Source organism: Pseudomonas sp. FA117, from assembly GCF_057370475.1.
In genome coordinates this window covers 760,690-782,355 of sequence record NZ_CM170675.1, presented here as the reverse complement: position 1 = coordinate 782,355, position 21,666 = coordinate 760,690, and the positions used below count along the sequence as shown (strand labels likewise).

20 protein-coding genes are annotated in these 21,666 nt (G+C 60.9%); 6 read left to right on the top strand and 14 right to left on the bottom strand.

Annotation, left to right across the window (positions count from 1 at the left end; all coding sequences use genetic code 11):
* Positions 1–3: 3 nt before the first annotated feature.
* The 6 genes from darT to AC1TXO_RS03685 form a co-directional block, all read right to left on the bottom strand.
* Positions 4–654 carry a type II toxin-antitoxin system toxin DNA ADP-ribosyl transferase DarT gene (darT, locus tag AC1TXO_RS03710; protein ID WP_058152390.1) on the bottom strand — a complete coding sequence of 217 codons (651 nt, stop codon included), beginning with the start codon at positions 652–654 and terminating at the stop codon, positions 4–6.
* On the bottom strand, positions 651–1,277 hold the full coding sequence (locus AC1TXO_RS03705; RefSeq protein WP_058152389.1) for an anti-phage-associated DUF3780 domain-containing protein: 627 nt from the start codon (positions 1,275–1,277) through the stop codon (positions 651–653). The genes darT and AC1TXO_RS03705 overlap by 4 nt, the downstream gene beginning before the upstream one ends.
* Before the next feature lie 2 nt (positions 1,278–1,279).
* Positions 1,280–4,405, bottom strand: coding sequence for an anti-phage-associated DUF499 domain-containing protein (locus AC1TXO_RS03700; RefSeq protein WP_085633597.1), 3,126 nt, complete (start codon positions 4,403–4,405; stop codon positions 1,280–1,282).
* Positions 4,402–4,599: a type II toxin-antitoxin system antitoxin gene (locus AC1TXO_RS03695; RefSeq protein ID WP_058152387.1), complete on the bottom strand. Its 198-nt coding sequence runs from the start codon at positions 4,597–4,599 to the stop codon at positions 4,402–4,404. The genes AC1TXO_RS03700 and AC1TXO_RS03695 overlap by 4 nt, the downstream gene beginning before the upstream one ends.
* Before the next feature lie 155 nt (positions 4,600–4,754).
* Positions 4,755–5,756, bottom strand: a complete 1,002-nt coding sequence (locus tag AC1TXO_RS03690) for a YagK/YfjJ domain-containing protein (protein ID WP_486405092.1) — start codon at positions 5,754–5,756, stop codon at positions 4,755–4,757.
* A 336-nt stretch (positions 5,757–6,092) separates the two neighbouring features.
* The gene (locus tag AC1TXO_RS03685) at positions 6,093–6,323 is read right to left on the bottom strand and encodes a helix-turn-helix transcriptional regulator (RefSeq protein ID WP_058152385.1); all 231 of its coding nucleotides are present in this window, start codon (positions 6,321–6,323) and stop codon (positions 6,093–6,095) included.
* A 374-nt stretch (positions 6,324–6,697) separates the two neighbouring features.
* Between AC1TXO_RS03685 and AC1TXO_RS03680 the strand changes: the two genes are divergently transcribed.
* The 6 genes from AC1TXO_RS03680 to AC1TXO_RS03655 all read left to right on the top strand — a co-directional run bounded on the left by AC1TXO_RS03680 (position 6,698) and on the right by AC1TXO_RS03655 (position 12,537).
* Positions 6,698–7,549 (top strand): hypothetical protein, encoded by an 852-nt coding sequence (locus AC1TXO_RS03680; protein ID WP_486405091.1) that lies wholly within the window; start codon positions 6,698–6,700, stop codon positions 7,547–7,549.
* 339 nt (positions 7,550–7,888) lie between these two features.
* Entirely contained in the window at positions 7,889–8,128 is a 240-nt protein-coding gene (locus AC1TXO_RS03675; protein WP_486405090.1) for a hypothetical protein, read from the top strand.
* A 280-nt stretch (positions 8,129–8,408) separates the two neighbouring features.
* Positions 8,409–9,446 carry a helix-turn-helix transcriptional regulator gene (locus AC1TXO_RS03670; RefSeq protein ID WP_486405089.1) on the top strand — a complete coding sequence of 346 codons (1,038 nt, stop codon included), beginning with the start codon at positions 8,409–8,411 and terminating at the stop codon, positions 9,444–9,446.
* A gap of 26 nt (positions 9,447–9,472) precedes the next feature.
* A complete protein-coding gene (locus tag AC1TXO_RS03665; RefSeq protein ID WP_486405088.1) occupies positions 9,473–10,573 on the top strand; it encodes a hypothetical protein in 1,101 nt (366 codons plus the stop codon).
* A gap of 66 nt (positions 10,574–10,639) precedes the next feature.
* Positions 10,640–12,268, top strand: coding sequence for a hypothetical protein (locus tag AC1TXO_RS03660; protein WP_486405087.1), 1,629 nt, complete (start codon positions 10,640–10,642; stop codon positions 12,266–12,268).
* Positions 12,265–12,537 carry a YkgJ family cysteine cluster protein gene (locus AC1TXO_RS03655; protein WP_486405086.1) on the top strand — a complete coding sequence of 91 codons (273 nt, stop codon included), beginning with the start codon at positions 12,265–12,267 and terminating at the stop codon, positions 12,535–12,537. The genes AC1TXO_RS03660 and AC1TXO_RS03655 overlap by 4 nt, the downstream gene beginning before the upstream one ends.
* Positions 12,538–12,769: 232 nt before the next feature.
* Here the strand turns inward: AC1TXO_RS03655 and dctM are convergent, their stop codons facing one another.
* From dctM to AC1TXO_RS03615, 8 genes are all read right to left on the bottom strand, one after another.
* A complete protein-coding gene (gene dctM, locus AC1TXO_RS03650) occupies positions 12,770–14,053 on the bottom strand; it encodes a C4-dicarboxylate TRAP transporter large permease protein DctM (RefSeq protein WP_200603042.1) in 1,284 nt (427 codons plus the stop codon).
* Entirely contained in the window at positions 14,053–14,685 is a 633-nt protein-coding gene (locus AC1TXO_RS03645; RefSeq protein ID WP_486405085.1) for a TRAP transporter small permease, read from the bottom strand. Before AC1TXO_RS03645 ends, dctM begins: the two co-directional genes overlap by 1 nt.
* Before the next feature lie 67 nt (positions 14,686–14,752).
* Positions 14,753–15,751 carry a TRAP transporter substrate-binding protein gene (locus tag AC1TXO_RS03640; RefSeq protein ID WP_486405084.1) on the bottom strand — a complete coding sequence of 333 codons (999 nt, stop codon included), beginning with the start codon at positions 15,749–15,751 and terminating at the stop codon, positions 14,753–14,755.
* A 386-nt stretch (positions 15,752–16,137) separates the two neighbouring features.
* Positions 16,138–16,965, bottom strand: a complete 828-nt coding sequence (locus AC1TXO_RS03635; RefSeq protein ID WP_486405083.1) for an HpcH/HpaI aldolase/citrate lyase family protein — start codon at positions 16,963–16,965, stop codon at positions 16,138–16,140.
* 19 nt (positions 16,966–16,984) lie between these two features.
* Positions 16,985–18,184, bottom strand: coding sequence for a CaiB/BaiF CoA transferase family protein (locus tag AC1TXO_RS03630; RefSeq protein WP_486405082.1), 1,200 nt, complete (start codon positions 18,182–18,184; stop codon positions 16,985–16,987).
* 20 nt (positions 18,185–18,204) lie between these two features.
* A complete protein-coding gene (locus AC1TXO_RS03625; RefSeq protein ID WP_486405081.1) occupies positions 18,205–19,554 on the bottom strand; it encodes an MmgE/PrpD family protein in 1,350 nt (449 codons plus the stop codon).
* A gap of 10 nt (positions 19,555–19,564) precedes the next feature.
* Positions 19,565–20,728: an acyl-CoA dehydrogenase family protein gene (locus tag AC1TXO_RS03620; RefSeq protein WP_486405080.1), complete on the bottom strand. Its 1,164-nt coding sequence runs from the start codon at positions 20,726–20,728 to the stop codon at positions 19,565–19,567.
* Positions 20,729–20,758: 30 nt separating this feature from the next.
* A complete protein-coding gene (locus AC1TXO_RS03615) occupies positions 20,759–21,598 on the bottom strand; it encodes an HTD2 family dehydratase (RefSeq protein ID WP_486406783.1) in 840 nt (279 codons plus the stop codon).
* Between the last annotated feature and the right edge of the window lie 68 nt (positions 21,599–21,666).

The following is a 21,666-nucleotide window of genomic DNA, read 5'->3' as shown; positions in this document are numbered from 1 at the left end:
CTTTTAGTAATACCAATCCGGGCGGACTTCGACCGTGGGCCGATGTCCATGCGCCGGAAGGGCGTTGACCACTTGTTGGTAGGTAGTGCGATCTCGAACGCCGATACGTTCGATCAAATGCCATGGAAAGTGGTGTTCCAGCAAAAATTCGGCTTGCTTGCCTTCCTTGTGTGCCCGCCAGTCGCGAGCCTGAACCGCAGTCCAGTTGATCTCGTCCAGGCACGCGAGATCGTTACGGTCTTCAAAAAAGTACGACCCAGCGTTAGACAGTGTGAATGCCCAACGCAAAGGCTGTAGGTTGGCCCACGCAGCTACCGCATTTAGATCGGCCTCAAAATGCAGGATCGGCCCTTGTCCACCCCGATAGACCATCTCTGGATGGTTGCCCTGATAGACCAGGTAGAGCATCACGGAGCGTGGGCAAAAATAGAACGGCACACAATCGCCGACATGGAGGTCATGGTGACTGCTAAGACTCAATTCGTTCAAACGTCGCTGCTTGATACCGCTCATACCGATGGTCGTGCCCGCTGGTGCGCGGCGCACAATTTCCGAATCGCACCATAGAAACCCGTCTGCCACGATAGATGGCAGACGATCTACATGGGCAATGTGATAGATTTTAGGATGTGGCGGTACGGGGGCGACACTCATGGCACTTCGTCTCCGAACAGCCCCAACGAGGGCTGGACGACTTCCGTAGCTGCCTTGGCTCGTCGTGCACTGGGCGCAAGCAACTCACTCTGCGCCACATCGCCCAGGGCATGTTTAAGTGCCGCGCGCCAACCCTTGTCCGTGTCCATCACCCCACCAGTGCTCATAGCGGTCATGCCGAACAACCACCACCGCTCTTCGGGGCGGAGCGCTAGCCAGTTGCGCACGGCAACCGGAATTTTCTCCATCTCCATCTGCTCAACGGCCCAAGCCAGCACACACAGCTCCTTGCCAAGCAAGCGATCCACTAGGTTTTCACCCACTTTCCAAGCGCCAGCTTTGATGCCGTGCACAGCTAAGCGGGCGTTGAAAGCGCGTTGCACCTCTGCGCGGATAGCGGTCCAGCGCGGGCGATCCAACAAAACGCGATCGATCACCGCGTTGTCGCTACTTGCCGCCTGTAGACCGAGGTGCTCACTGATTTGCACCTTGCCCGAGCTGGCCTTGGGGATGATCACCATGAAGTGATGCGGATCGGACGTAGCAGGCACACCAAAGCCAAGCGTGTGCGGTATTTGCGCACGCGCTTTCGGCGAAGGGGTGCTGGCTGTTGCTCTGGCCATTCTCACTCTTCCTGGCTAATGTCACCCGGCTTCAGCTCGACCCCAGCGAGCTTGGCGAACTCTTTCAGCTCGAAACCGGTATCGAAGGTAATGCCATCGGCAATGGAGATGTTGAGCGGAGCGTCGGGTTCCTTAAGCACATCGCGTAGGCTGTTCACCACACCCTCGATAATGGCAGCGGTAACTTCGCGCTCCTGAAAGCGAACGGTCACGGTGTTTTCGCCTTCGCCAATTTCAACCCGAACGCCCTTGAAGCGCGTACCTGGCTGATCGCGGAAGCGGTTAATTACGCTAAAGACGCGGTCAGTGGTGTCGAGCGCAACGCGCTTGCTTTGCAGGCGCGCAGGCTTACTGTCGAGGATCTGTATGGTCTTATCGCCGCTGGCCGGAATCTGAAAGTCAGCAGTTTTGTTGGCTTCGCCCGCACGAGCAAACACCAATAGGCGGCAGCTTGCGGAGCCGATCTCGAACGGCTCGTCGTAGCGGGCGCCGTCCTTTGGATTTGAGCCGTCCAGGGTATAGAAAATTTCAGCATGCGGTGTTGCAGCTAAGGTGACACGGCGCTTGTCGGCGGCGGGTTCGACCTGATGTCGAATTTTGAGATCAGCAAGCCAGCGAGTGGCCGGGCCGCTCTCATAACGCCCGGTGGGCTCCTTCACCATGAAGTAGACTGTGCCCTCACCGGTAGCGAAGTTATCCAGGTCCTCGACCTTGTTGTCCTTTTCAGACACGTCGGGCTTGCTCGACCAGTAAACGATGGGGCTATCACCCGCGTGACGCGGCGTGAGGCTGAGCACCGTTTCACCGGTATCCGACTTAGAGTTTATGACAGAGACGTTGACGGTGGCCTTATCCTTGGGAAATGGCCCTTTCTCGATGTAACCGTCTTCCCCCAAACGCCACCGGCCTTGCTTCAGCGCTTCAGTTTTGAGCGCATCCATACCACTGGCACCCGGCATCCACGGCCAGATGGGCGAGCACTTGGCGCGAGTGACGACATCCTTCCAAGGCGTGCGACGATTATCCTTGCCGGACGGCCACAAATATTCCTCAGCCTGCGCGAAGTATTCGTCGAAGTTATCCTTACCCAGTGCGGCCACGAGCTTGTAATCGGCTCGTGGATTAGCCAGCAACTTCTCGATCTGTGTTTCAGCGGATTGATCTCCCTGGCCGAGTTTGAGACCTTGATCAATGCTCACCTTGCCCAACTTGTCAGTGCCATCCACGGCATCGTTCACTGGGATGTAGAGGCAGTTGTAAGCAGCTGACAGCGCCTTACCGAAACGATCTTCTGACTCTTCGAATCGGTCACGGGCTTCCTCGAACAAGGTATCGCCCGACTTGAGGCGCTTGTGGATTTGTTCGATTGCGTAAAGCTCGCGCAGGCGCTCTTCCACCGCGTCGGCCAGCAGACTGTCCTGCCCACTCAATACCAGTAAGTTATTCTTTTCTTGCTGGTAGTCGAAGAAATTCTGCAGCTCATTAGGCGGCACCTTGCCATCAGGCTTAATGACAATCAGCGTGCGCGGACCGCCGAGTTTGAGCTCATCTAGCTTGGGCAGCACCTGCACATCCTGATAGGCAGTCTTACTGACCGGCGCAAGGATGCCTGAGAGGCGGTTGATGAGCGCCTGGTCGACCTTAGGCTGCGGAATGTCCTTGGCATTGCGCTCAATCTGCCGCGAGAGGTTCTCGGTTTCCTTGATGAAGAAACGCTGCTCCTCGCGATGCAAGTACCACGCTGAGTCGCGCAAGCGCTGCAAAGCCTGCAGGAACTCGTCGGGCTTACGCTGAGGCGCTGCGAGAAACTCGATCAGCTCACTCTCGGTCAGACCGATACGTCCACCGACAGCACGCGAGAGGCTGGATGAAAGCAGTAAGGTCATCAATTGCTGTGCGGCATCACCAGCCAGTTCGTCATCGACATGCTCGGAGATGGCATTGCCCGAATCGGCGATGTCGCGCGTCACCGCCGGCATCAACTTCGGCGCGATGCGCTCGATCTCGTCCTTGACCTGCTCGTCGTTGAGATTGAGGTGCTGTGTGCCGACTAGGAAGACATCGTCAGCTTCACGCTCGTCCACACTCTTGAGCAGACGTGCGGTAAATTGCATCAGGCCACGGGTTTGGCGGAAGCCTTCGTTTTCCTTGAACAGCGCGACGAGGTGCTTGAAGGAAGGGTGGAAGGGATAGGTTTCCCGAACCTGCTCGGCGATCTGCTCGATGCTGCTGGCGACGATGTAGCCGCCATCCTCAGCCCTTTTGATCTGTTGCGCGTACTCCTCGGCGATGTCAGAGACGACGCGTTCGTCCGGCAGCTCGTCAATTAGACGCTTTTTGAGGATTTCGTAGATTTCGTTGCCTGCCAATTGCACAGGCGTGATGGTCATTGCCTGACGGCGGGTTTCCTGCTGAAGGTTGGATATAGCATCGGCCAGCGCCTTTGTCTGAGCCTTGTAGCTGCCCGAGAGGTTGGCAACCACGATGGCGCAGTTGGGCAGCTCCAGCGCGGCGCTCATCAAGCTGGAGAGGCTGTAGACCGCCATGTTGGCCAGCGTCCCTTGACCGAATACCTGGGTACTGGCGTTGTCTAGATACGGCGGCAACTCATCCAGAAGAATCAGAGTCGGCTGGTCACCAATGATTTCCTTCCACTGGCGCTGATCGACAGCCTTCGGCCCGTTCGCCCAAAATGGCTTGATAGCTTCAGCAGCTCCAAGCTGAGTAGCAATGTCACCCCAAATGTAGTTATCGGGGTTGTTGCGACCATTGAATGCAGCGATGCGCGCATGACCGAATTCAACGCGTGAAGCAAGTTCGGTAGGCAGAACATCTTTACGCAGGTGAGGATGCCTGGCGAGTAAGCCCAGCGCGATCATCATGTGCGTCTTACCACCGCCCATCGCCTGGGTCAGCTCGAAGACTGCTTGATCGGACTTACCGGAAAGGCGCAACAGCCCCTCACGAAATAGCTGATCCATGCCGTGGGTAACGAAATTACGCGAGAAGAACTCGCGCCCGTCACCTTCGTCATTGATGAGGTCAGAGAGATTCTCAATGCCCTGACTCATCCGATAGTCGCGGATAATGGGGTTGAATCGGCAGGCTTGCTTGACCGTTTTAATCATGAATGCGCTCCATTGCTGTCTTCGGCTTCTTCAGAGTGCACAATCGCAATGCCTTGGCGCTCGCAGTGGTCCCGAATGAGAACCTCAACCATATTCGCAATGGATCGGTGCTCCAGATCCGCCGCAATGCGAAGCGCTTCTTTTAGTCCGGGCTCGATACGAAATGTGAGCGTGGCGGTCTTGACGGTGGCCATAGCCTCTCCAGAAACCACTGTAAATGTACTGCACTTTACAGTACTTGCTTTATCTCGACAATTTGAGATGTTCGGAGCGCTGCCCGCTCCGCTTGGGGGCCAATGGATGGACGAAGGAGAGATGAATAGCGGTATCGACCCCCCAGGATTCCGACTCAGTTCGCACCCTGTACGACTAGCGTCCTTCCCCAATGGCGGGGAGGCTTCAGTTGGCCCAGTCGCAGACATCGCGCTCCCTCAGGCTTCAAGCGCAGATGCTGAGCGTCTTTGACCAGATACTTCACCGCATTATGCACATGGCGCCGAATTGCTCGATCACTCCTCAGGATGCGACCGATACCACACTTGTCACCGTACCGATCCTTGTCGTGGTTGCAGCTGTGCACGTAGCCCTGGCCATGCGTGATGTCTTCCCATAGCTCGCATAGCTGGATGGCCTTGTAGACATCACCCTGCACCTCGTTGCCATTGAAGAAATAGGCAGCATGGATGTGGTAGCCCCCGCCATCATTCCTGTCTCCCTGCTCCACCGAATAAATGTGGCCGATAAGGTGCTCGAAGAGTGGGTTACGCCTGTGCTCGTAGTTCAGTTCATTCAGGTCATCGAACACGCGCTCGACTCGTAGCCTGGCCTGCGCCTCTGAACGGTAGTGGAAGTCGACCCTGACGATAGTGATGCGCGAATAGATCTCACATAAGGCATCGGCGTAGTTGCAGACCTGGATCTCCTGCTCCTTGGTCTGATGGCGGAGGTCATGCTTCCTACGGAGATACCACCGCTCACGAGTCAACTGACGGATCCGGGCGACCAAGACACTCATGCTGTGATGATGATCCAGGTAGGCCGTACCCTCCTCATTCAGACAGACAGGGCCATCAGGGTGGCGCTCCAGCCCGACGTCCTGACATGCAGCCCTGAACGCTTGCAGGTGCTCACTGTAGCTATATTCGATACGGCCTTCGAATAGGTCGACCATCTGCTGGATATGATCGAAGTACCGAGAGAGCCTGGTCTCTTGGACGCGTTCGTACCCTGTGCGGGCTTGCTTGATGCGAAATGCCGGTGAATCGGAATCTTCGATGGCCTGGACAAGTCGCTCAATCTGAAGAGCAATTTCGGACTGGGAAAGGTGGGTGTAAATCTTGCGATTAGTCATGGATGGGTACCTGGCTGGTTGTTATACATACCAGGTACGTGTTGTGTGTTTTTTAACCGATTACCTATCCCTACCTGTGCAGTAGGTGTCGTACTGGATAAGCGTCAATGGCTATTGAATCATTGGGTATTGATAGTTAATAGCTATATCACTAGAAGCAGCCCAGCCCATCACCAACCCGCCCGGCGAGACCGGCAATGGGGAGCAACATTGCCAAGCCCACCAGGGAGTTTGCCGAATTGCATCTTGGGAGAGTTAGCTGAGAATTCCGAATTATCCCAAGCGGCATAAACGCCATGACCAGCTGCCAACCGGTCATGGCGTAAATGGTTGTTTCTAGCTGACCCTGCTCAGGTGGCCAGTGGTGCGCACCGCAGTACCTTCTGCCAAGTCACGCTCCTCGATCCTGGCCAGGATCCAGTCGTGCACTTCGCTGTCGACCCAACCGACGCAGCGATCCCCCAGCGAGACGGGCTTCGGGAAGATGCCCTCCCCGATGTATTTGTAGATGGTCGACCGCGCCAAGCCGGTCGAGTCGATAACTTCTTTCAGACGGATGATCCTCATGAACGGGGCTCCTCGTATTCGTTCAGAGGATTGGCAGAGCCGGTAAAAAAACACTGAAGAACTCATCCGATGGCTCTCCTCTCATTCACCTACAGCCAGTGAACGTACATACGTACAGTTTTCTCTAGCACCCGAACTCCGACTTAGGCTATAGCCCCTGCCTCGCGGCTATTCGACTATATAAAGCTCAAAAAAAAGTCAAAAACCCTACTGAACCCCAGTAGAAATGGGCTTTAGACGAAAAATATTATTCTAGAATCGTCATAGAGACGGGCTAGATTTCAGAAAGAAACTAGCTAGAATTAATCTAGAATAGATGTAGAATCGGACGAAAATCCGAACCAAAAATGCCCTTAGATCGGAACTGAAATGACGTGAAGACTGACAATCACGCGCGCACCAAAGATGCCGACAGGCTGAGCGAACTGCTCCAAGAACCTCATCGAAACCATCGCCACGACATCTGGCTGTGGCTGCACCTCTACCATTGCAAAGAGGCGAGGCTTGACCTCAGAACCTGCAACGGCCTAACCATGCGTGACGAGATAGCCAGAGCCCTGAGGGACCATAGGCTCTTCCAGTCCCGCATCCCCCAAGAGAAAGATCGACTCTTACTTCCAAACGAAAAGCTGGAGTGGATCGAAGAGGATGAACGGCAGCATCAATGGCTGATCCGCGAGATCGAGAAAATGACTGACTTGCGCCTACCTCGCGGCCTAGTCCACCTCACCGGCAGAGATCGCCTCATCGGCATGATCGACCTTTGGGATATCGATATTGTCGAAAAGGCATCGGAGGTCGAACAGCTTCACCGGGACTGGCTCAGACACAAGGCGAAGGACAGTGAATTCGAATGGTTCACCGATAAGAAAGAGAGCGAAAAGCGCTGTGCCTGCGCCTGGGAGTGGCTTAAAAAGAATCATCTGCCGTCGCACTCTAGGCAAACGCCAATCAGCAACTACCAAGAGCTGCTGATGTTCTTCGACCAAGAAGATGTAGGCCGTCACGAAAGGAAGGCCATACTTCGAGAGATCAAAAGGCGATGGAGTCGTAAGCAATTTGACGAGCGTACTGCCGACAAGAAGCAGGTCAACGTCATTCTCTCGAAAACGGTGATCGCCCAGCTTGATGCGCTAGCGAAGGCGCACGGCCTGAAGCGTGCTCAAATTATTGAGAGCCTGGTGAGGATGGAGGCTGACGCTGGCGTATACCTAGCCGAAAGCTAGCGATAGCCCCCACCAAGACGCCCCTAGGGTACCAAGCAAATCCTATCGGCATTCCAAATGGCATTCCAACAAAAAAATCTAACCGACATAATTCTTTAAAATCAATAATTTACATTGCCAGTTCAGTTTACCCCGGCCCCACCAAAACCCGAAACCGGATAAAACGCACCTGTACGTCTTTTTTGCCCCTATCACTTGCCGTCTCTACCTCTAACCCTCACATACAACTGCCCCCTCTGATCCAGAGCTGAGAACGATTGGGCCTGTCCCGTGACAACGACATAACCTGTCGCCCCCCACCCCCATCCTGCCTGCACTTGCCAATCACCAGGTGCAACCATGCCAATCACGCCCTTCACCCTCGCCTGCACCTACTGCCCCTGGAAGAAAACCTTCCTCCCGCGCAGTGACGTGCTGGTACTGAACCACGATTGGTTCACTCACTGCCCAACCTGCAACACCCCTTCGCCTCACCGGCGCGCGGCCACTTCCAAAGAGGTGCTCAAGACCCGGCTGGAGCAGTTCTTGGCCGAATCTTCGTCAGCACGACACAGGTTGTCGCCCCAGCCGGAACAATGATCCACATGCTCCAGAGGACCCCGCGATGAAAAACCTGCTCGCCACCATCGGACTTTTCGTGGTGCTCACCAAAGGCTACGAGTTCTACCGCGAATACAGCGAAATGAAACGCGAACGTGACACCCGGCGACCTGCCGAAAGCTGAACCAACCACCGCGAAACGCCTGCAATCACTACGCCGAACGACTAATGGCACAAAGCCATTTATTTGGGTAGGATTCACGCCAACTTGACGCCAGCCCGCTGACGCTCAATCGAGACAAAGGACCAGGTAAGTACCATGCCCCAAGCGAAGGATACGCTGCTCAGGTTGTTTGCACTGCTGCGCCTGATTCCCACCGAACCGCAGCGTATTGCGACTCCGACCCTGTTGGAAAAGCTCCGTGATCGGGGTTTTTCGGTCACCCTGCGCTCGATCCAGCGTGACTTGAGTCGGTTGTCGATTCCGTTCTCCCTGCAGTGTGACGACAGCGAAATGCCTTTTCGCTGGAGCTTCACTCGCGAGGCGCCGCTCAAGCTCGAGGACATGGACGCGCCTACCGCCCTGGCGCTGTTTCTTTCGGAAAGCCATTTGAGCCCGATTCTGCCGCAGAGCGTCCTGGACCAACTCGGTCCGCAGTTCCGCCGGGCCCGCAACTTCCTCAATGGCCTGGGTGGCAATGGCCTTGCCGACTGGGCCAAGCGGGTCCGTTCACTGCCCAACGGCAAGACCTTGCTTCCAGCACAAGTCAGCGCTCACACCTGGGCGCAGGTGTCTGCGGGTCTGCTGGAGCGCAAGCAACTGCAAGTGCTCTACCGCAGCCGCAGCAAGGGTGATCTCAAGCGCTTTCGCCTGCACCCGGCCGGCCTGGTGTCGCGCCATGCCGTGAGCTATCTGCTGGCCTCGGTCGATGGCTACACCGACCTGCGCCAGTTCGCCCTGCACCGGATCAGCGAAGTGCAGGTGCTGGAGGAACCCGGCCATGAACACGAAAGCTTCGATGTCGATACCTACATCGCCAGCGGTGTTTTCAGCTATCGCGAGAACGATGGCCAAGTCGAACTGATCGCCGATGTGCGCCCGCAGATCGCGGCCTTGCTCAACGAAACGCCCCTGAGCCAGCAGCAGACGTTGAGCGGTGTTTCCGAGCAGGGCTGGCATCGACTGCACGCCACCGTGCCGCAAGACCGTGAAACGCTGTGGTGGATCTTCGCCCTGAATGAAAACATCCGGCTGCACGCCCCGCAGGTCTGGGTGGACGAAGTGCGCGAGCGATTGAACGCCATGCAGGCGCTGTACCAGACCTCTGACATATCCCCGCAACTGCAACCCGCCTGACCTCAACACTCAAAAGGACATTGCCCATGCCACTTCCACTCATCCTCGGCGCCGCTGCGCTGGTCACCGCTGCCTACGGGGCCAAGAAAGGCTACGACGGCTACCAGAAGCACTCGGAAGCCGATGACATCGTCAACGCTGCCAAAGGCCGCTACGCCGAAAAAAAGGACGTGTTCGACGTCCAGGAAAAAGCGACCAACGCGGCACTTGAGGCTCTGGGCCGGGAAGAGTTGGAGATCGGCAAGAAGTTCGACGATTTCAAGAACCTCGCCAATGCCTTGCTGGACAAGCTCAACGCAGACCGCCAGGACAAGTTGAAGATCAACATTCCCAAGCACAAGCTGCAGAGCGTGGAGACATACAGCTACACCGCCGTCGGTGTACTGGGCGCCACCGCGGGCGCGGGCATTGCCGGCGCAGCGGCCGGATTTGCCGTATATGGCGGCGTCATGGCACTGGGCGCAGCCTCCACTGGCACGGCGATCTCTTCGCTGGCCGGGGTAGCGGCAACCAACGCAACGCTGGCGGCAATCGGCGGCGGCTCGCTCGCCACAGGTGGGCTGGGCATGGCCGGGGGGACCGCAATCCTTGGCGCAGCCGTGGCAGGCCCGGTACTGGCCATTGCCGGCTGGGCCTACGACAGCCACGGTGAGGAAGCACTGAAAAACGCGCACAAGGCCAGCCGCGAAGTGGACAGCGCGATCACCAAGCTGCAAAAAGCCCAGCAGCAATTGAGCAAGGCAGAGGACTATGCCTTCGACATCAACGATGTACTGAAGTCGGTGTACGGGCAGTTCGACAAGTACTTCGAACACCTGAAGTACGCTGACCGTCGCATCGAAGACGTCCGCTCGCGCAAGCTCGACGTCAAGGCTGAAACAGAGAGCATGAGCGATACCATCCTGCGTGCGATCAACAACGGTTATGCCTTGGCGGCCATCCTGGTCGACCTGATCACCACCCCGCTGTTCAAGGTCAAGGAAGTCAACGGCAAGGTGATCAAGGACGAGAACGACGTTCCGGTCATGGCTACCGACGCCGATGGCTCGATGATCCTCAACAGCAGCCAACTGGACGAGAAGATCAGCGAAACCACGACCAAGGCCCAAGGCGTCGAACCTGCCTGATGCCCGGCACGGGGCCGCAAGGCCCCGTCTTCGCCTCACCCTCACTCATTCGTCATGGATGCCCATATGCACGCCGCAGCGCAAGACTTCCCCTGGGCCGAAGAGCTCGAGAAAACCGTAATTGCCAGCCTCACGACCAGCTTTGGCCTGGACTTCCTGCTGTTCACGGACAAACACGGCGGCGAGGTGAACACCGTCCACAACGTACGCCAAGGTGTATGGGCAAGCGAGGCCGAGAAGCAGCATTTCGAAAAGCAGACGGTTGGCACATACGACTCGGCTGCCTACCACGATCACGCGAACTACATCGCGACCGGCAAGCGGGACAAAGCCAGTCAGGCGGCGGGCACGCTCAATGATCCGTACCGCAACACCGTGATGGGCGCACATGAGCAGCGCAACCTGGATCACGTGATCAGTGCCAAGGAGATCCACGACGACGCCGGCCGGGTGCTGGCCGGACTGGACGGTGTCGAGCTGGCCAACCAGAGCAGCAACCTGCAGACCACCCACGAAACGGTCAACAAGTCGAAGAAGCAGACGCCCATCGACAAGTACCTGGAAAAGCTGCCGGGCCTGATTTCAAACCATGAGAAGTCGCTGGCGGGCGATCGTGCACGACTGACCAGAATGCCGCGCGAGACGCCGCAGCAACAACATGAAGCCCGTGTCCTGGAAGACAAGATCCGCAAGACCGAGAGCAAGATCGACGAGCTCAAGGCGGTGGATGCCGAAGGCATGCGCAAACGCGACGCCGAGGCCCGCGCCCCTTACGACGAGCAGATCAACAGGGCCTATTACACCAGCAGCAAGTTCCTTCATCAGACCGCTTATGCCGCCGGCTCTGCGGGCCTGGCCATGGGCACCCGCCAGATGCTCGGACTGGTGATGGCCGAGGTATGGTTCGAACTGCGCGCACAATTGCCAGCGCTGCTGGACAAGCTCAAGCACAGCTTCTGTCTGGAAGCTTTCGTCGAGAGCATCAACCAGTCGCTCAAAGGCATCTGGAAGCGGGTACAGGCGCGTTTCACCGACTTCCTGGTGGCGTTCAAGGATGGTGTGTTCGCCGGTGTACTCGGGAGCCTGACCACCACCGTATTCAACATCTTCGCCACTACCCAGGCGATGGCGATCAAGATCATTCGCGAACTGTGGGGGCAACTGGTCAAAGCCATCAAGGTGATGGTTTTCAACCCTGATCAGCTGAGTTTCATCGAACAGTGCCAAGCGGTGACGTCGTTGCTGTCGGTAGGGGCTGCAACCGTAGTGGGAACGATGGCCTACACCCAGCTGGTGCCGTTCCTCAGCTTCCCATTCGGCACCGAACTGGCTGCGTTTGCCGGTGCCATGGTGACCGGCCTGGTGACCCTGGGTCTGAACTATTTCCTGCTACACAGCCCAATGGCGCGCAAGCTGTGGGCCTTCATCGAATCGCTCACGCCTCATGCGGGTACGGTACGCGAATTCCAGGCGATCAATGCAGAGCTCGACCGTTACCTGGTGGAGCTGAGCCTGCTCGAGTTCAACCTGGACGTGGACGAGCTACAAGCCTTTACCCTGGAGCTTGAGGCCTGCAACGACGAAATCCAGCGCAGCGCCATCCTGCAGCAGGCCGTGGCAGCGCGAGGCATCGAACTGCCATTTGAAATGGGCAACGCGGCCAGCACTCGAAACTGGCTGGCCTCACTGGTATGACGCAATCGGCGTTCCCCTGTACGCAGTGCGGGTTATGTTGCCGCAATGTCCATCTTGCGCAACAGACACAGTACTTGGACCGGGGGGACGGTGCCTGCCGGCATTACAGTGATGCCGGCAAGCATTGCCTGATCTACGAAACCCGGCCGGATATCTGCCGGGTCGATCGACAGTACCAGATGCATTACACGCAAATACTCAGCTGGGATGCGTTTGTCGAAGCGAATGTGGACGTTTGCAGAGAGCTGCAACGGCAGGCTCGGGAATGAACTGAGCTGCCCCGCACGTTGGATGGCACCGGCTTCGCCGGTGATCGCGGGACAAGCCCGCTCCCACAAGATTTTGGCTGGCCTGCAGAGTGGCTACTTCCACAAGATTTTGGCTCGCCTGTAGAGAAGCTGTTTCCACAAGGCTTTGGATAGCTTGCAGAGCGCCCGCCCCCACAAACTGCGGGCGGGCTTTCACCTCTTGCATCAATCAGCTGCGCCAAACACCCCCGCCCTACGGCATCCCCAGCCACTCCGGCAACGCCAGCGATATGAACGGCACGTAGGTCACCAGCACCAGGAACAGCAACAGGATCGACAACCACGGCAACGCCGCACGAATCGTCTGCCCCAGGGTCAGGCCGGTCACCGCGCTGGTGACGAACAGGTTCAGCCCGACCGGCGGATGCACCAGGCCGATCTCCATGTTCACCACCATCACGATCCCCAGGTGAATCGGGTCGATGCCCAGCTTCATTGCGATCGGGAAGAAGATCGGCGCCAGGATCAGGATGATCGCCGAGGGCTCCATGAAGCTCCCCGCCACCAGCAGCACCACGTTGACCATGATCAGGAAGCCGATCGGCGTCAGGCCTTCGGAGAGCACCCACTGGGTGATCTGCTGGGGGATCTGTTCGGTGGTCAGCACGTGGGCGAAGAGCATGGCGTTGGCGATGATGAACAGCAGCATGATGGTCAGGCGGCCGGATTCGAGCAGCACCTTGGGGCAGTCCCTGAAGCTCATGTCCTTGTACACGAACAGCGCGATGAACGCCGAGTACACCGCCGCCACGGCCGCAGCCTCGGTGGGGGTGAACATGCCGCTGTAGATGCCGCCGAGGATGATCACCAGCAGCAGCAGGCCCCAGAACGCGCGGCGGGCGGTGCGCAGCCATTCGGCGAAGCTGGCGCGGGGCTGGGCGGGGAGCTTCTTGATGCGGGCGACGATGTAGATGGTCACCATCAGGAAGATGCCCAGCAGGATCCCGGGCACCACGCCGGCCATGAACAGCTTGCCGACCGAAGTCTCGGTGGCGGCCGAGTACACCACCATCACAATCGACGGTGGAATGAGGATACCCAGGGTACCGGCGTTGCAGATGATCCCGGCACCGAACTCCTTCGGATAGCCCGAGCGCACCATGCCGGCCACGGCGATGGAACCGACCGCCGCGACCGTGGCGGGCGAGGAACCGGACAGCGCGGCGAACAGCATGCACGCCAGCACGGCGGCAATGGCCAGGCCGCCGCGGATGTGGCCGACGCAGGCGTTGGCGAAATCGATCAGGCGCTGGGCAACGCCGCCGGTGGTCATGAACGCGCCCGAGAGCAGGAAGAACGGGATCGCCAGGAAGGTGTAGCTGTCGGAGGTTTCGAACAGCTTGATCGCCAGCGAGCTGAGCGAGTCCTGGCTGAACAGCAGGATCGACACCGCGCCCGACAGGCCGAGGGAAATGGCAATCGGCACGCCGAGGAACATGAACACGAACAGCAGCAGGAACAGGCAGATAACGGTCATCAGTGTGACTCCTCGCCCGGGTTGGCCAGTTTGCTCGCTTCCGCCGCTTCATCCGCAAGGCCGAGGCCGGTCTGGCGGTGGGTGAAGATGCGGTAGAAGATTTCCAGGTAGCGCACGATGATCAGGGCGAAGCCGAACGGCACGATCATGGCGATGTGGCCGATCTTGACCCCGTAGCGGTCGAGGTCCTCTGCGCCGATACCGGCGGCGAGTACGGCGTTCACCCACTTGATGCTGGCGACCAGGAACAGGCCGGCGTAGGCCAGGCAGCAGGCGCAGGCGATCATCCCCAGGATGCGCTGCACCGGCTTGCGAGTGCGCCGCACCAGCACGTCGACGCCCAGGTGCCCGGCGGTGCGCACGCCGTAGGCGATGCCGAAGAAGATCAGCCAGCCGAACAGCGCCTTGGTCAGGGCGATGCTCCAGGTCATTTCCTGGGCGTAGCCCATCAGGTGGTCGCCGACATCGAGCAGCAGCTCGCTGGCGAAGCTCCAGTGGTCGCTGAGGGTGTAGAACAGGGTGTAGAGGTTGTTCAGCGCCACGTAGATGAAGGTGATCAAGGTCATGGCCGCCAGGAGGAAGGCGATCATGCCTTCCTCGAAGTGCTCCCAGACACGCCTTAACGTTTGCATGGGCATTCTCCGGACAGAAAGAGGCCGGACCACCTGCGCTGCAGGTGGCCGTGGGCGGGGGATGCGATCAGGACGCCTTGTTGGCGTCGTCGGCCGCCTTGATCAGGTCGGCGCCGATCTGGTCGGAGAACTTGTCCCACACCGGGCGCATGGCTTCACGCCACTGGGCGCGCTGCTCTGGCGTCAGCGGGTCGATCTCGCTGGTCTTGGCGTCGATGATCTTCTGTCGCGAGGCCTGGTTGAGTTCCTCGGCCTGCTTGTTCACCTCGACGGTGACCTTGTCCATGATCGTCTGCAGCTCGCCGCGCACGTCTTCAGGCAGGCTGTTCCAGAACTTGGCGTTGGTGATCACCATGTAGTCGATCAGGCCGTGGTTGGTCTCGGTGAAGAACGGCTGGACTTCGTTGACCTTCTGGCTTTCGTAGTTCGACCAGGTGTTCTCGGTGCCGTTGACGGTACCGGTCTGCAGGCCCTGGTAGACCTCGGCGAAGCTCATCTTGCGCGGGTTGGCGCGGATGGCCTTGAACTGCTCCTCGAGCACGCTGGAGGCCTGCACGCGGAACTTCAGGCCGCGGGCGTCCTTGGGCAGGATCACCTTCTTGTTCGCCGACAGTTGCTTGAGGCCGTTGTGCCAGTAGGCCAGGCCACGGATGCCCTTGTCTTCCATCGAGGTCAGCAGCGCCTTGCCCTGCGGGCCTTGCTGGAAGCGGTCGACGGCAGCGAGGTCGTTGAACAGGAACGGCAGGTCGAACAGTTGCACCTGCTTGTTGTAGTGCTCGAACTTGGCCAGCGACGGCGCCAGCATCTGCACGTCGCCCAGCAGCAGGGCTTCCATCTCCTTGCCGTCACCGAACAGCGAGGAGTTGGGGTAGACCTCGACCTTGACCTTGCCCTTGAGCTGCGGGTCGGCCTCGACCAGTTTCTGGAACATCAGCGCGCCCTGGCCCTTGGGCGTGCTGTCGGCCACTACGTGGGCGAACTTGATGATCACAGGATCGGCAGCCTGGGCGAGCCCGGCCATCGACACGGCGGCGGCGCACAACAGCGCCTGGGTCAGCTTCAACATCGGTGTCACCTTTTATTGTTGTTGGAAGGGGTCAGCAGGGAAGCGTTGCCAAGGGTACGATGGCCCAATCGGGCGTGTTTCGAGAATCAGCTTTTGTGTAAGGCTGCGTTTGGCTGGGGTGAACGCTCCTGGACGGGTTGAGTATGGCACCTGTTTTGCCGGTGATCGCGGGACGAGCCCGCACAGGTACAGCGTCGAGCCCAGAATCAGCGCTGTAGCTGTCACTGTCTTGTTCAAAGTCTGAAACCAGCCCAGCTCCTGTGGGAGCGGGCTTGCCCGCGAAAAGGACACCGCGGTGTAGGGCACCGGCTATGCCGGTGTTCGCGGGCAAGCCCGCTCCCACAAATGCATCAGTGGGGATGACACCGGTTTGCCCCGCGAAAGGCCTAGGTGCTCTCGGCCAGTGCCAACAACCGCTGCGCCCGCAGCAGCACCGGGGCATCGACCATCTGCCCATCGAGCTGGAACGCCCCGGCGCCCTTGGCCGCCACACTGGCTTCGACCACCCGCCGCGCCCAGGCCAGCTCTTCGCTGCTCGGCGCCAGCACGCCATGAATCAAGGGCACCTGGCTGGGATGAATGCACAGCGCCCCGCCATAGCCCATGTCGTAGGCATGGCGCATGGCGCGCTGCTGCCCTTGCGGGTCGCCGATGGCCGGGAATACACCGTCGAGCGGGGGCGCCAGGTCGGCACCGCGCGAGTGCAACTGCACCGCCATGCGTGCCTGGTCGAGAAAACCCTGGGCCGAAGCGCTGTCTGTGTTCAGGTTCAGGTCCAGCGCCAGGTCCAGGCTGCCGAACGACAAACGCTCGACGCCCTCGGCTGCGGCGATGCGCTCCAGCGCCAGCAGGCCCTTGGCCGTCTCGATGATCGGCAGCACCGGCTTGCCGGTGCGCGCAGCCACCGCCACCTGCGCGGCGCTCTCGACCTTGGGCAGCAGCACGGCGCTGACGCCAGGCTGCTGCGCGCAGAACGCCAGGTCATCGGCGTGCCCGGCATGCTCCGGGGCGTTGACCCTGACCCACACCCGCGCCTGCGGATGGGCTGCAAGAAAGGCTGCGAGGTTGTCGCGTGCCTGGCGCTTGAGCGGCTCTTCGACCGCATCCTCGAAATCGACGATGACGGCATCGGCGCCTGCAGCCAGGGCCTTGGCGAAACGCTCGGGGCGGCTGCCCGGCACGAACAGCGCGGAACGAACGATGGTGTGCGACATCAGCACGGGCTCCTTGTACTCAAACGACACCGGCAGCAGCCAGCCGGGCCTGGTCTTCGACCGAGAAGCCCAGCTCCTCGAGAATTGCTGCGCTGTGCTGCCCCAGCCCCGGGACCGGGTCCATGCGCGGGGTGAAGGCGGCGTTGCGCCCCGGCGGCAGCAACGACGGCAGCGGGCCGGCGGGGCTGTCGACTTCACGCCAGCGGTCACGGGCCTTGAGCTGCGGGTGCTGCCACACGCCCTGCATGTCGTTGACCCGGGCATTGGCGATCTGCGCGTCTTCCAGGCGCGCCACCACCTCGTCCAGCGACAGCGCGGCGAAGCCGTCGATGATGATCTGGCGCAGCACCTCGCGGTTCTCCGAGCGGCGGAAGTTGGCCGAGAAGCGTTCGTCGCTGGCCAGCGCCGGTTCGAGCAGCACTTTCTCGCAGAACAGCTGCCATTCCCGCTCGTTCTGCAGCCCGAGCATGATGGTGCCGCCACCGCCGGTGGGGAACGGCCCGTACGGGTAGATGGTCGAGTGCGAGGCGCCGGCCCGTGGCGGGGGCGGCGCGCCGTTGTAGGCGTAGTACATGGGGTAGCCCATCCACTCCACCAGGCTCTCCAGCATCGACACGTCGATGCGGCTGCCGACACCGGTCTTGTCGCGCAGCAGCAGCGCCGACAGCACGCCGGTGTAGGCGTACATACCAGCAGCGATATCGGCGACCGAGCATCCGGCCTTGGCCATCTGCTCCTCGCCCGGCCCGCCGGTCACCGAGAGAAAACCGCCCTCGCTCTGGATCAGCAGGTCGTAGGCTTTCTTCTTCTCGTACGGGCCACCTTCGCCGTAGCCGGAAATGTCGCAGACGATCAGACGCGGAAAGCGTGCGTGCAGGGCTTCGAACGACAGGCCCATGCGCGCCGCCGCACCCGGGGCGAGGTTCTGCACCAGCACGTCGGCCTTGGCCAGCAGCGCCAGGAGGATGTCGTCCGCCTCGTCGTGCTTGAGGTCCAGGGTCAGGCTCTGCTTGGAGCGGTTGGTCCAGACGAAGTGCGAGGCCAGGCCATCGACACGCTGGTCGTAGCCACGGGCGAAGTCGCCGCTGCCGGGGCGCTCGATCTTGATCACGCGCGCGCCCAGGTCCGCCAGTTGGCGGGTGCAGAACGGCGCGGCGATGGCATGTTCCAGGCTGACGACGGTGATGCCGTCCAGCGGGCGGGGAGCGGATTGGGTCATGGCAAATTCCTGTTCGGTATTCAATGCAGGTCCGCCAGCGACTGCGCGTCACGCAGCTGCCAGACGCGCTCGATCAGCGCACGGCCCTCGGCCTCGCTGCGCTGCCCGGCATAGGCCAGCAGGCGCTGGAACTTGGCCTCCAGCTCCGGGCGCGACAGGGTGTTGCCTGGATCGCCCTTGGGCTCGTCGATGGCGGCGCTGAACTGCCGACCATCGACGCAGCGCACCTCGACCCGGCCCAGCCAGCGTGCCGGATAGGCGCCGTCTACCTCGGGATCCAGCTGCATGCGCACCTTGTCGCGGAACGCCGCGATGCGCGGGTCGGTCAGCGCCAGGTCGCGGAACTCGAGCAACTGCGCACTGCCATGCACGGCGATCAGGCCCAGCACCGTACCCATGGAGAACTTGGCCTGGTGCACGGTGCTCGGCGTGGTCACCCGCCCCAGCACATCGATGGCGCCCTGGTGCACGCGGGTGACCACCTCGGCGATCTGCTCGTGGCCCAGCCCCTCGCGCTGCATCAGGTGCAGCAGCGCATCGGCTGCCGGGTGGGTGTGGCGGCACGAGGCGTGGAACTTGAACGAGGTTTCCGCCAGCGCCCAGCGCGTGCCGAGCCGGTCGGACAGCCGCGCCGGGTCGGCATCGCTGGACATGCCCGCAGCCATGCCCTGGTCGCCTTCGAGGATGTTGCGCGCCCCGCTCAGGCCATCGGCGGTGAGGTAGGCCGCAAGCAGGCCATCGGCAGCGGCCTTGGCAGTGTGCAGTTGCTTGGAGTCGGCGGCGTCGCGCAGAAACTCCCACAGCCCGGCGGCCTGGGTGCCGGCGCTGCCGAGCAGGTTGATGAACTGCTCCTGGTTGAAGTCCAGCAGCTTGCCCACGCCCACGGCGGCGGCCAGGGTGCCGACCGTGGCAGTGGTGTGGAAGATGCGGTAGTGCGAACGGCCGAGGAATTCGCCGATGCGGATGCCGGCCTCGTAGCCGGCGACCGAGGCCAGCAGCAGGTCCTGGCCGGACTTGCCCAGGTCTTGTGCGGCCGCCAGCACGGCGGAGAACACCACCGTGGCCGGGTGCAGCACAGAGCTGTTGTGCAGGTCGTCCTGTTCGACCAGATGCGAGGCGGCGCCGTTGACCAGCGCAGCGAAATAGGCCGAGGTGCGGCGACCATTGGTCAGCACCCGCGCACGGCCAGACGCCGGCCCCATGCGCTCGGCGTAACGCTCGAACAGCGGGATCGGGTGCGACCCCTGGCTGGCCAGCGCCGAGCCGAGCCAGTCGAGGAACAGGTCTTCGGTGCGGTCCAGCACGTTGCCGGGGATGGCCTCGTAGCGCAGGTCGGCCAGGAAGCTGGCCAGGGCTTGGGTATCACGCATGGTCGGCTCCTCAGAAGCTGCGCGGCAGCTCGAGCAGGTGCTCGGCTACGTACGACAGGATCAGGTTGGTGGAGATCGGCGCCACCTGGTACAGGCGGGTTTCGCGGAACTTGCGCTCGACGTCGTACTCGTTGGCAAAACCAAAGCCGCCGTGGGTCTGCAGGCAGGCGTTGGCCGCCTCCCACGAGGCCTTGGCCGCCAGGTACTTGGCCATGTTCGCCGCCGCCCCGGCGTTGGCGCCGCTGTCGTATTCGGCGCAGGCGCGCCAGCGCATCAGGTCGGCGGCCTCGATCTCGATATGGGCTTCGGCAATGGGGAACTGCACACCCTGGTTCTGCCCGATCGGGCGGCCGAACACCACGCGGTCGCGGGCGTACTGGCTGGCCTTTTCGACGAACCAGCGACCGTCGCCGATGCACTCGGCGGCGATCAGCGTGCGCTCGGCGTTGAGGCCGTCGAGGATGTAGCGGAAGCCCTTGCCCTCCTCGCCAATCAGGCTGCTGGCCGGGATTTCCAAATTGTCGAAGAACAGCTCGTTGGTCTCGTGGTTGACCATGTTGGCGATCGGCTGCACGGTCAGGCCGTTGCCGATCGCCTCGCGCAGGTCGACCAGGAAGATCGACATGCCTTCGGACTTCTTCTTCACCTCCGGCAGCGGCGTGGTGCGCGCCAGCAGGATCATCAGGTCCGAATGCTGGATGCGCGAGATCCAAACCTTCTGCCCGTTGATCACGTACTTGTCGCCCTGGCGCACGGCAGTGGTCTTGATCTTGGTGGTGTCGGTGCCGGTGGTCGGCTCGGTCACGCCCATCGACTGCAGGCGCAGCTCGCCGCTGGCAAGCTTTGGCAGGTAGAAGCGCTTCTGTTCGTCACTGCCGTTTCGCAGCAGGGTGAACATGTTGTACATCTGCCCGTGGATGGTGCCGGAGTTGCCGCCGCAGCGGTTGACCTCCTCGAGAATCACCGACGCCTCGGCCAGGCCCAGGCCCGAGCCGCCGTATTCTTCCGGGATCATCGCCGACAGCCAGCCGGCGTCGGTCATGGCCTTGACGAAGGCTTCGGGGAAACCTTTCTCTTCATCGATCCTGCGCCAGTATTCGGCGGGGAATTCGGCGCACAGGGCGCGCACGCCCTCGCGGATGGCATTGAGGTCATCGCTGTCGTAGCTGTGCATGTGTGGATTCTCTGCGAAGGCTTTGGGAAGTCAGTCGAAGGTCAGTTCGGCGCTCTGGGCGATGCCCTCGGCATTGCCGGCCCACAGTCGGGCCTTGCCCGGCGCGTCGATGCAGCCGCCCACCTGGAACGGCGTGGGCAGGGTCAGCGGCCGCACGCCACGGTAGGCGAAGTGGCGTACGGGCTTGTCGGGGTGGGCCCGCACGAAGGCGCGCAGGTTGAGGGTGGCGATCATCGGGCCGTGCACCACCAGGCCGGGGTAGCCTTCGGTCTCGGTGACGTAGGGGTGGTCGTAGTGGATACGGTGGCCGTTGAAGGTGATGGCCGAGTAGCGGAACAGCAGGGTCGACGTCGGGGTGATGGTTTCGCTCCACTCACCCGCCTCGCTCGGCGTGCCGCTGCCGCTCTTGGGCGGGTTGGGCTCGCGGTAGACGATGTCCTGCTCTTCACGCACGCACAGGCGGCCATCCTGGGAGTAGTCGTGGCGCACGGTCACGAACAGCAGTGCGCCGGTGCGGCCGTGCTTTTCCTCGATATGCAGGATGGTCGACAGGCGATGGGCTTCGCCGCCGACCTTCAGTGGGGCGATGAATTCGACCCGCCCACCCGCCCACATGCGGTTGCGGTTGTCGGCCGGTGGCAGGAAGCCGCCACGGGCCGGGTGACCATCCGCGCCCAGCTGCGACTCCGGCACCGGCTCCTGGAAGAAGCACCAGGTCCACAGGTGCGGCAGCGCATCACCATGGCCTGGCGCGGCCTCACCGAAGGTCGCGGCAATGCGCTTGACCAGGTTGCGGCTGAGCACGTCCCAGGCCTCTTCGGTGCGGCCGATCCAGGCGCTGAAGTCGGTGGGCGAAGTCGGAGCAGTCATGAGCATGGGCCTCTGCATTTGTTGTTATGGGCCGATCATGCGAGGCGTCCGGCATTCTGTGAATTTGC

Excerpts from the sequence above, each read along its gene's own strand:
- darT (WP_058152390.1), bottom strand. The coding sequence starts at position 654 with ATGAGTGTCGCCCCCGTACCGCCACATCCTAAAATCTATCACATTGCC.
- AC1TXO_RS03705 (WP_058152389.1), bottom strand. The coding sequence starts at position 1,277 with ATGGCCAGAGCAACAGCCAGCACCCCTTCGCCGAAAGCGCGTGCGCAA.
- AC1TXO_RS03700 (WP_085633597.1), bottom strand. The coding sequence starts at position 4,405 with ATGATTAAAACGGTCAAGCAAGCCTGCCGATTCAACCCCATTATCCGC.
- AC1TXO_RS03695 (WP_058152387.1), bottom strand. The coding sequence starts at position 4,599 with ATGGCCACCGTCAAGACCGCCACGCTCACATTTCGTATCGAGCCCGGA.
- AC1TXO_RS03690 (WP_486405092.1), bottom strand. The coding sequence starts at position 5,756 with ATGACTAATCGCAAGATTTACACCCACCTTTCCCAGTCCGAAATTGCT.
- AC1TXO_RS03685 (WP_058152385.1), bottom strand. The coding sequence starts at position 6,323 with ATGAGGATCATCCGTCTGAAAGAAGTTATCGACTCGACCGGCTTGGCG.
- AC1TXO_RS03675 (WP_486405090.1), top strand. The coding sequence starts at position 7,889 with ATGCCAATCACGCCCTTCACCCTCGCCTGCACCTACTGCCCCTGGAAG.
- AC1TXO_RS03670 (WP_486405089.1), top strand. The coding sequence starts at position 8,409 with ATGCCCCAAGCGAAGGATACGCTGCTCAGGTTGTTTGCACTGCTGCGC.
- AC1TXO_RS03665 (WP_486405088.1), top strand. The coding sequence starts at position 9,473 with ATGCCACTTCCACTCATCCTCGGCGCCGCTGCGCTGGTCACCGCTGCC.
- AC1TXO_RS03660 (WP_486405087.1), top strand. The coding sequence starts at position 10,640 with ATGCACGCCGCAGCGCAAGACTTCCCCTGGGCCGAAGAGCTCGAGAAA.
- AC1TXO_RS03655 (WP_486405086.1), top strand. The coding sequence starts at position 12,265 with ATGACGCAATCGGCGTTCCCCTGTACGCAGTGCGGGTTATGTTGCCGC.
- dctM (WP_200603042.1), bottom strand. The coding sequence starts at position 14,053 with ATGACCGTTATCTGCCTGTTCCTGCTGCTGTTCGTGTTCATGTTCCTC.
- AC1TXO_RS03645 (WP_486405085.1), bottom strand. The coding sequence starts at position 14,685 with ATGCAAACGTTAAGGCGTGTCTGGGAGCACTTCGAGGAAGGCATGATC.
- AC1TXO_RS03640 (WP_486405084.1), bottom strand. The coding sequence starts at position 15,751 with ATGTTGAAGCTGACCCAGGCGCTGTTGTGCGCCGCCGCCGTGTCGATG.
- AC1TXO_RS03635 (WP_486405083.1), bottom strand. The coding sequence starts at position 16,965 with ATGTCGCACACCATCGTTCGTTCCGCGCTGTTCGTGCCGGGCAGCCGC.
- AC1TXO_RS03630 (WP_486405082.1), bottom strand. The coding sequence starts at position 18,184 with ATGACCCAATCCGCTCCCCGCCCGCTGGACGGCATCACCGTCGTCAGC.
- AC1TXO_RS03625 (WP_486405081.1), bottom strand. The coding sequence starts at position 19,554 with ATGCGTGATACCCAAGCCCTGGCCAGCTTCCTGGCCGACCTGCGCTAC.
- AC1TXO_RS03620 (WP_486405080.1), bottom strand. The coding sequence starts at position 20,728 with ATGCACAGCTACGACAGCGATGACCTCAATGCCATCCGCGAGGGCGTG.
- AC1TXO_RS03615 (WP_486406783.1), bottom strand. The coding sequence starts at position 21,598 with ATGACTGCTCCGACTTCGCCCACCGACTTCAGCGCCTGGATCGGCCGC.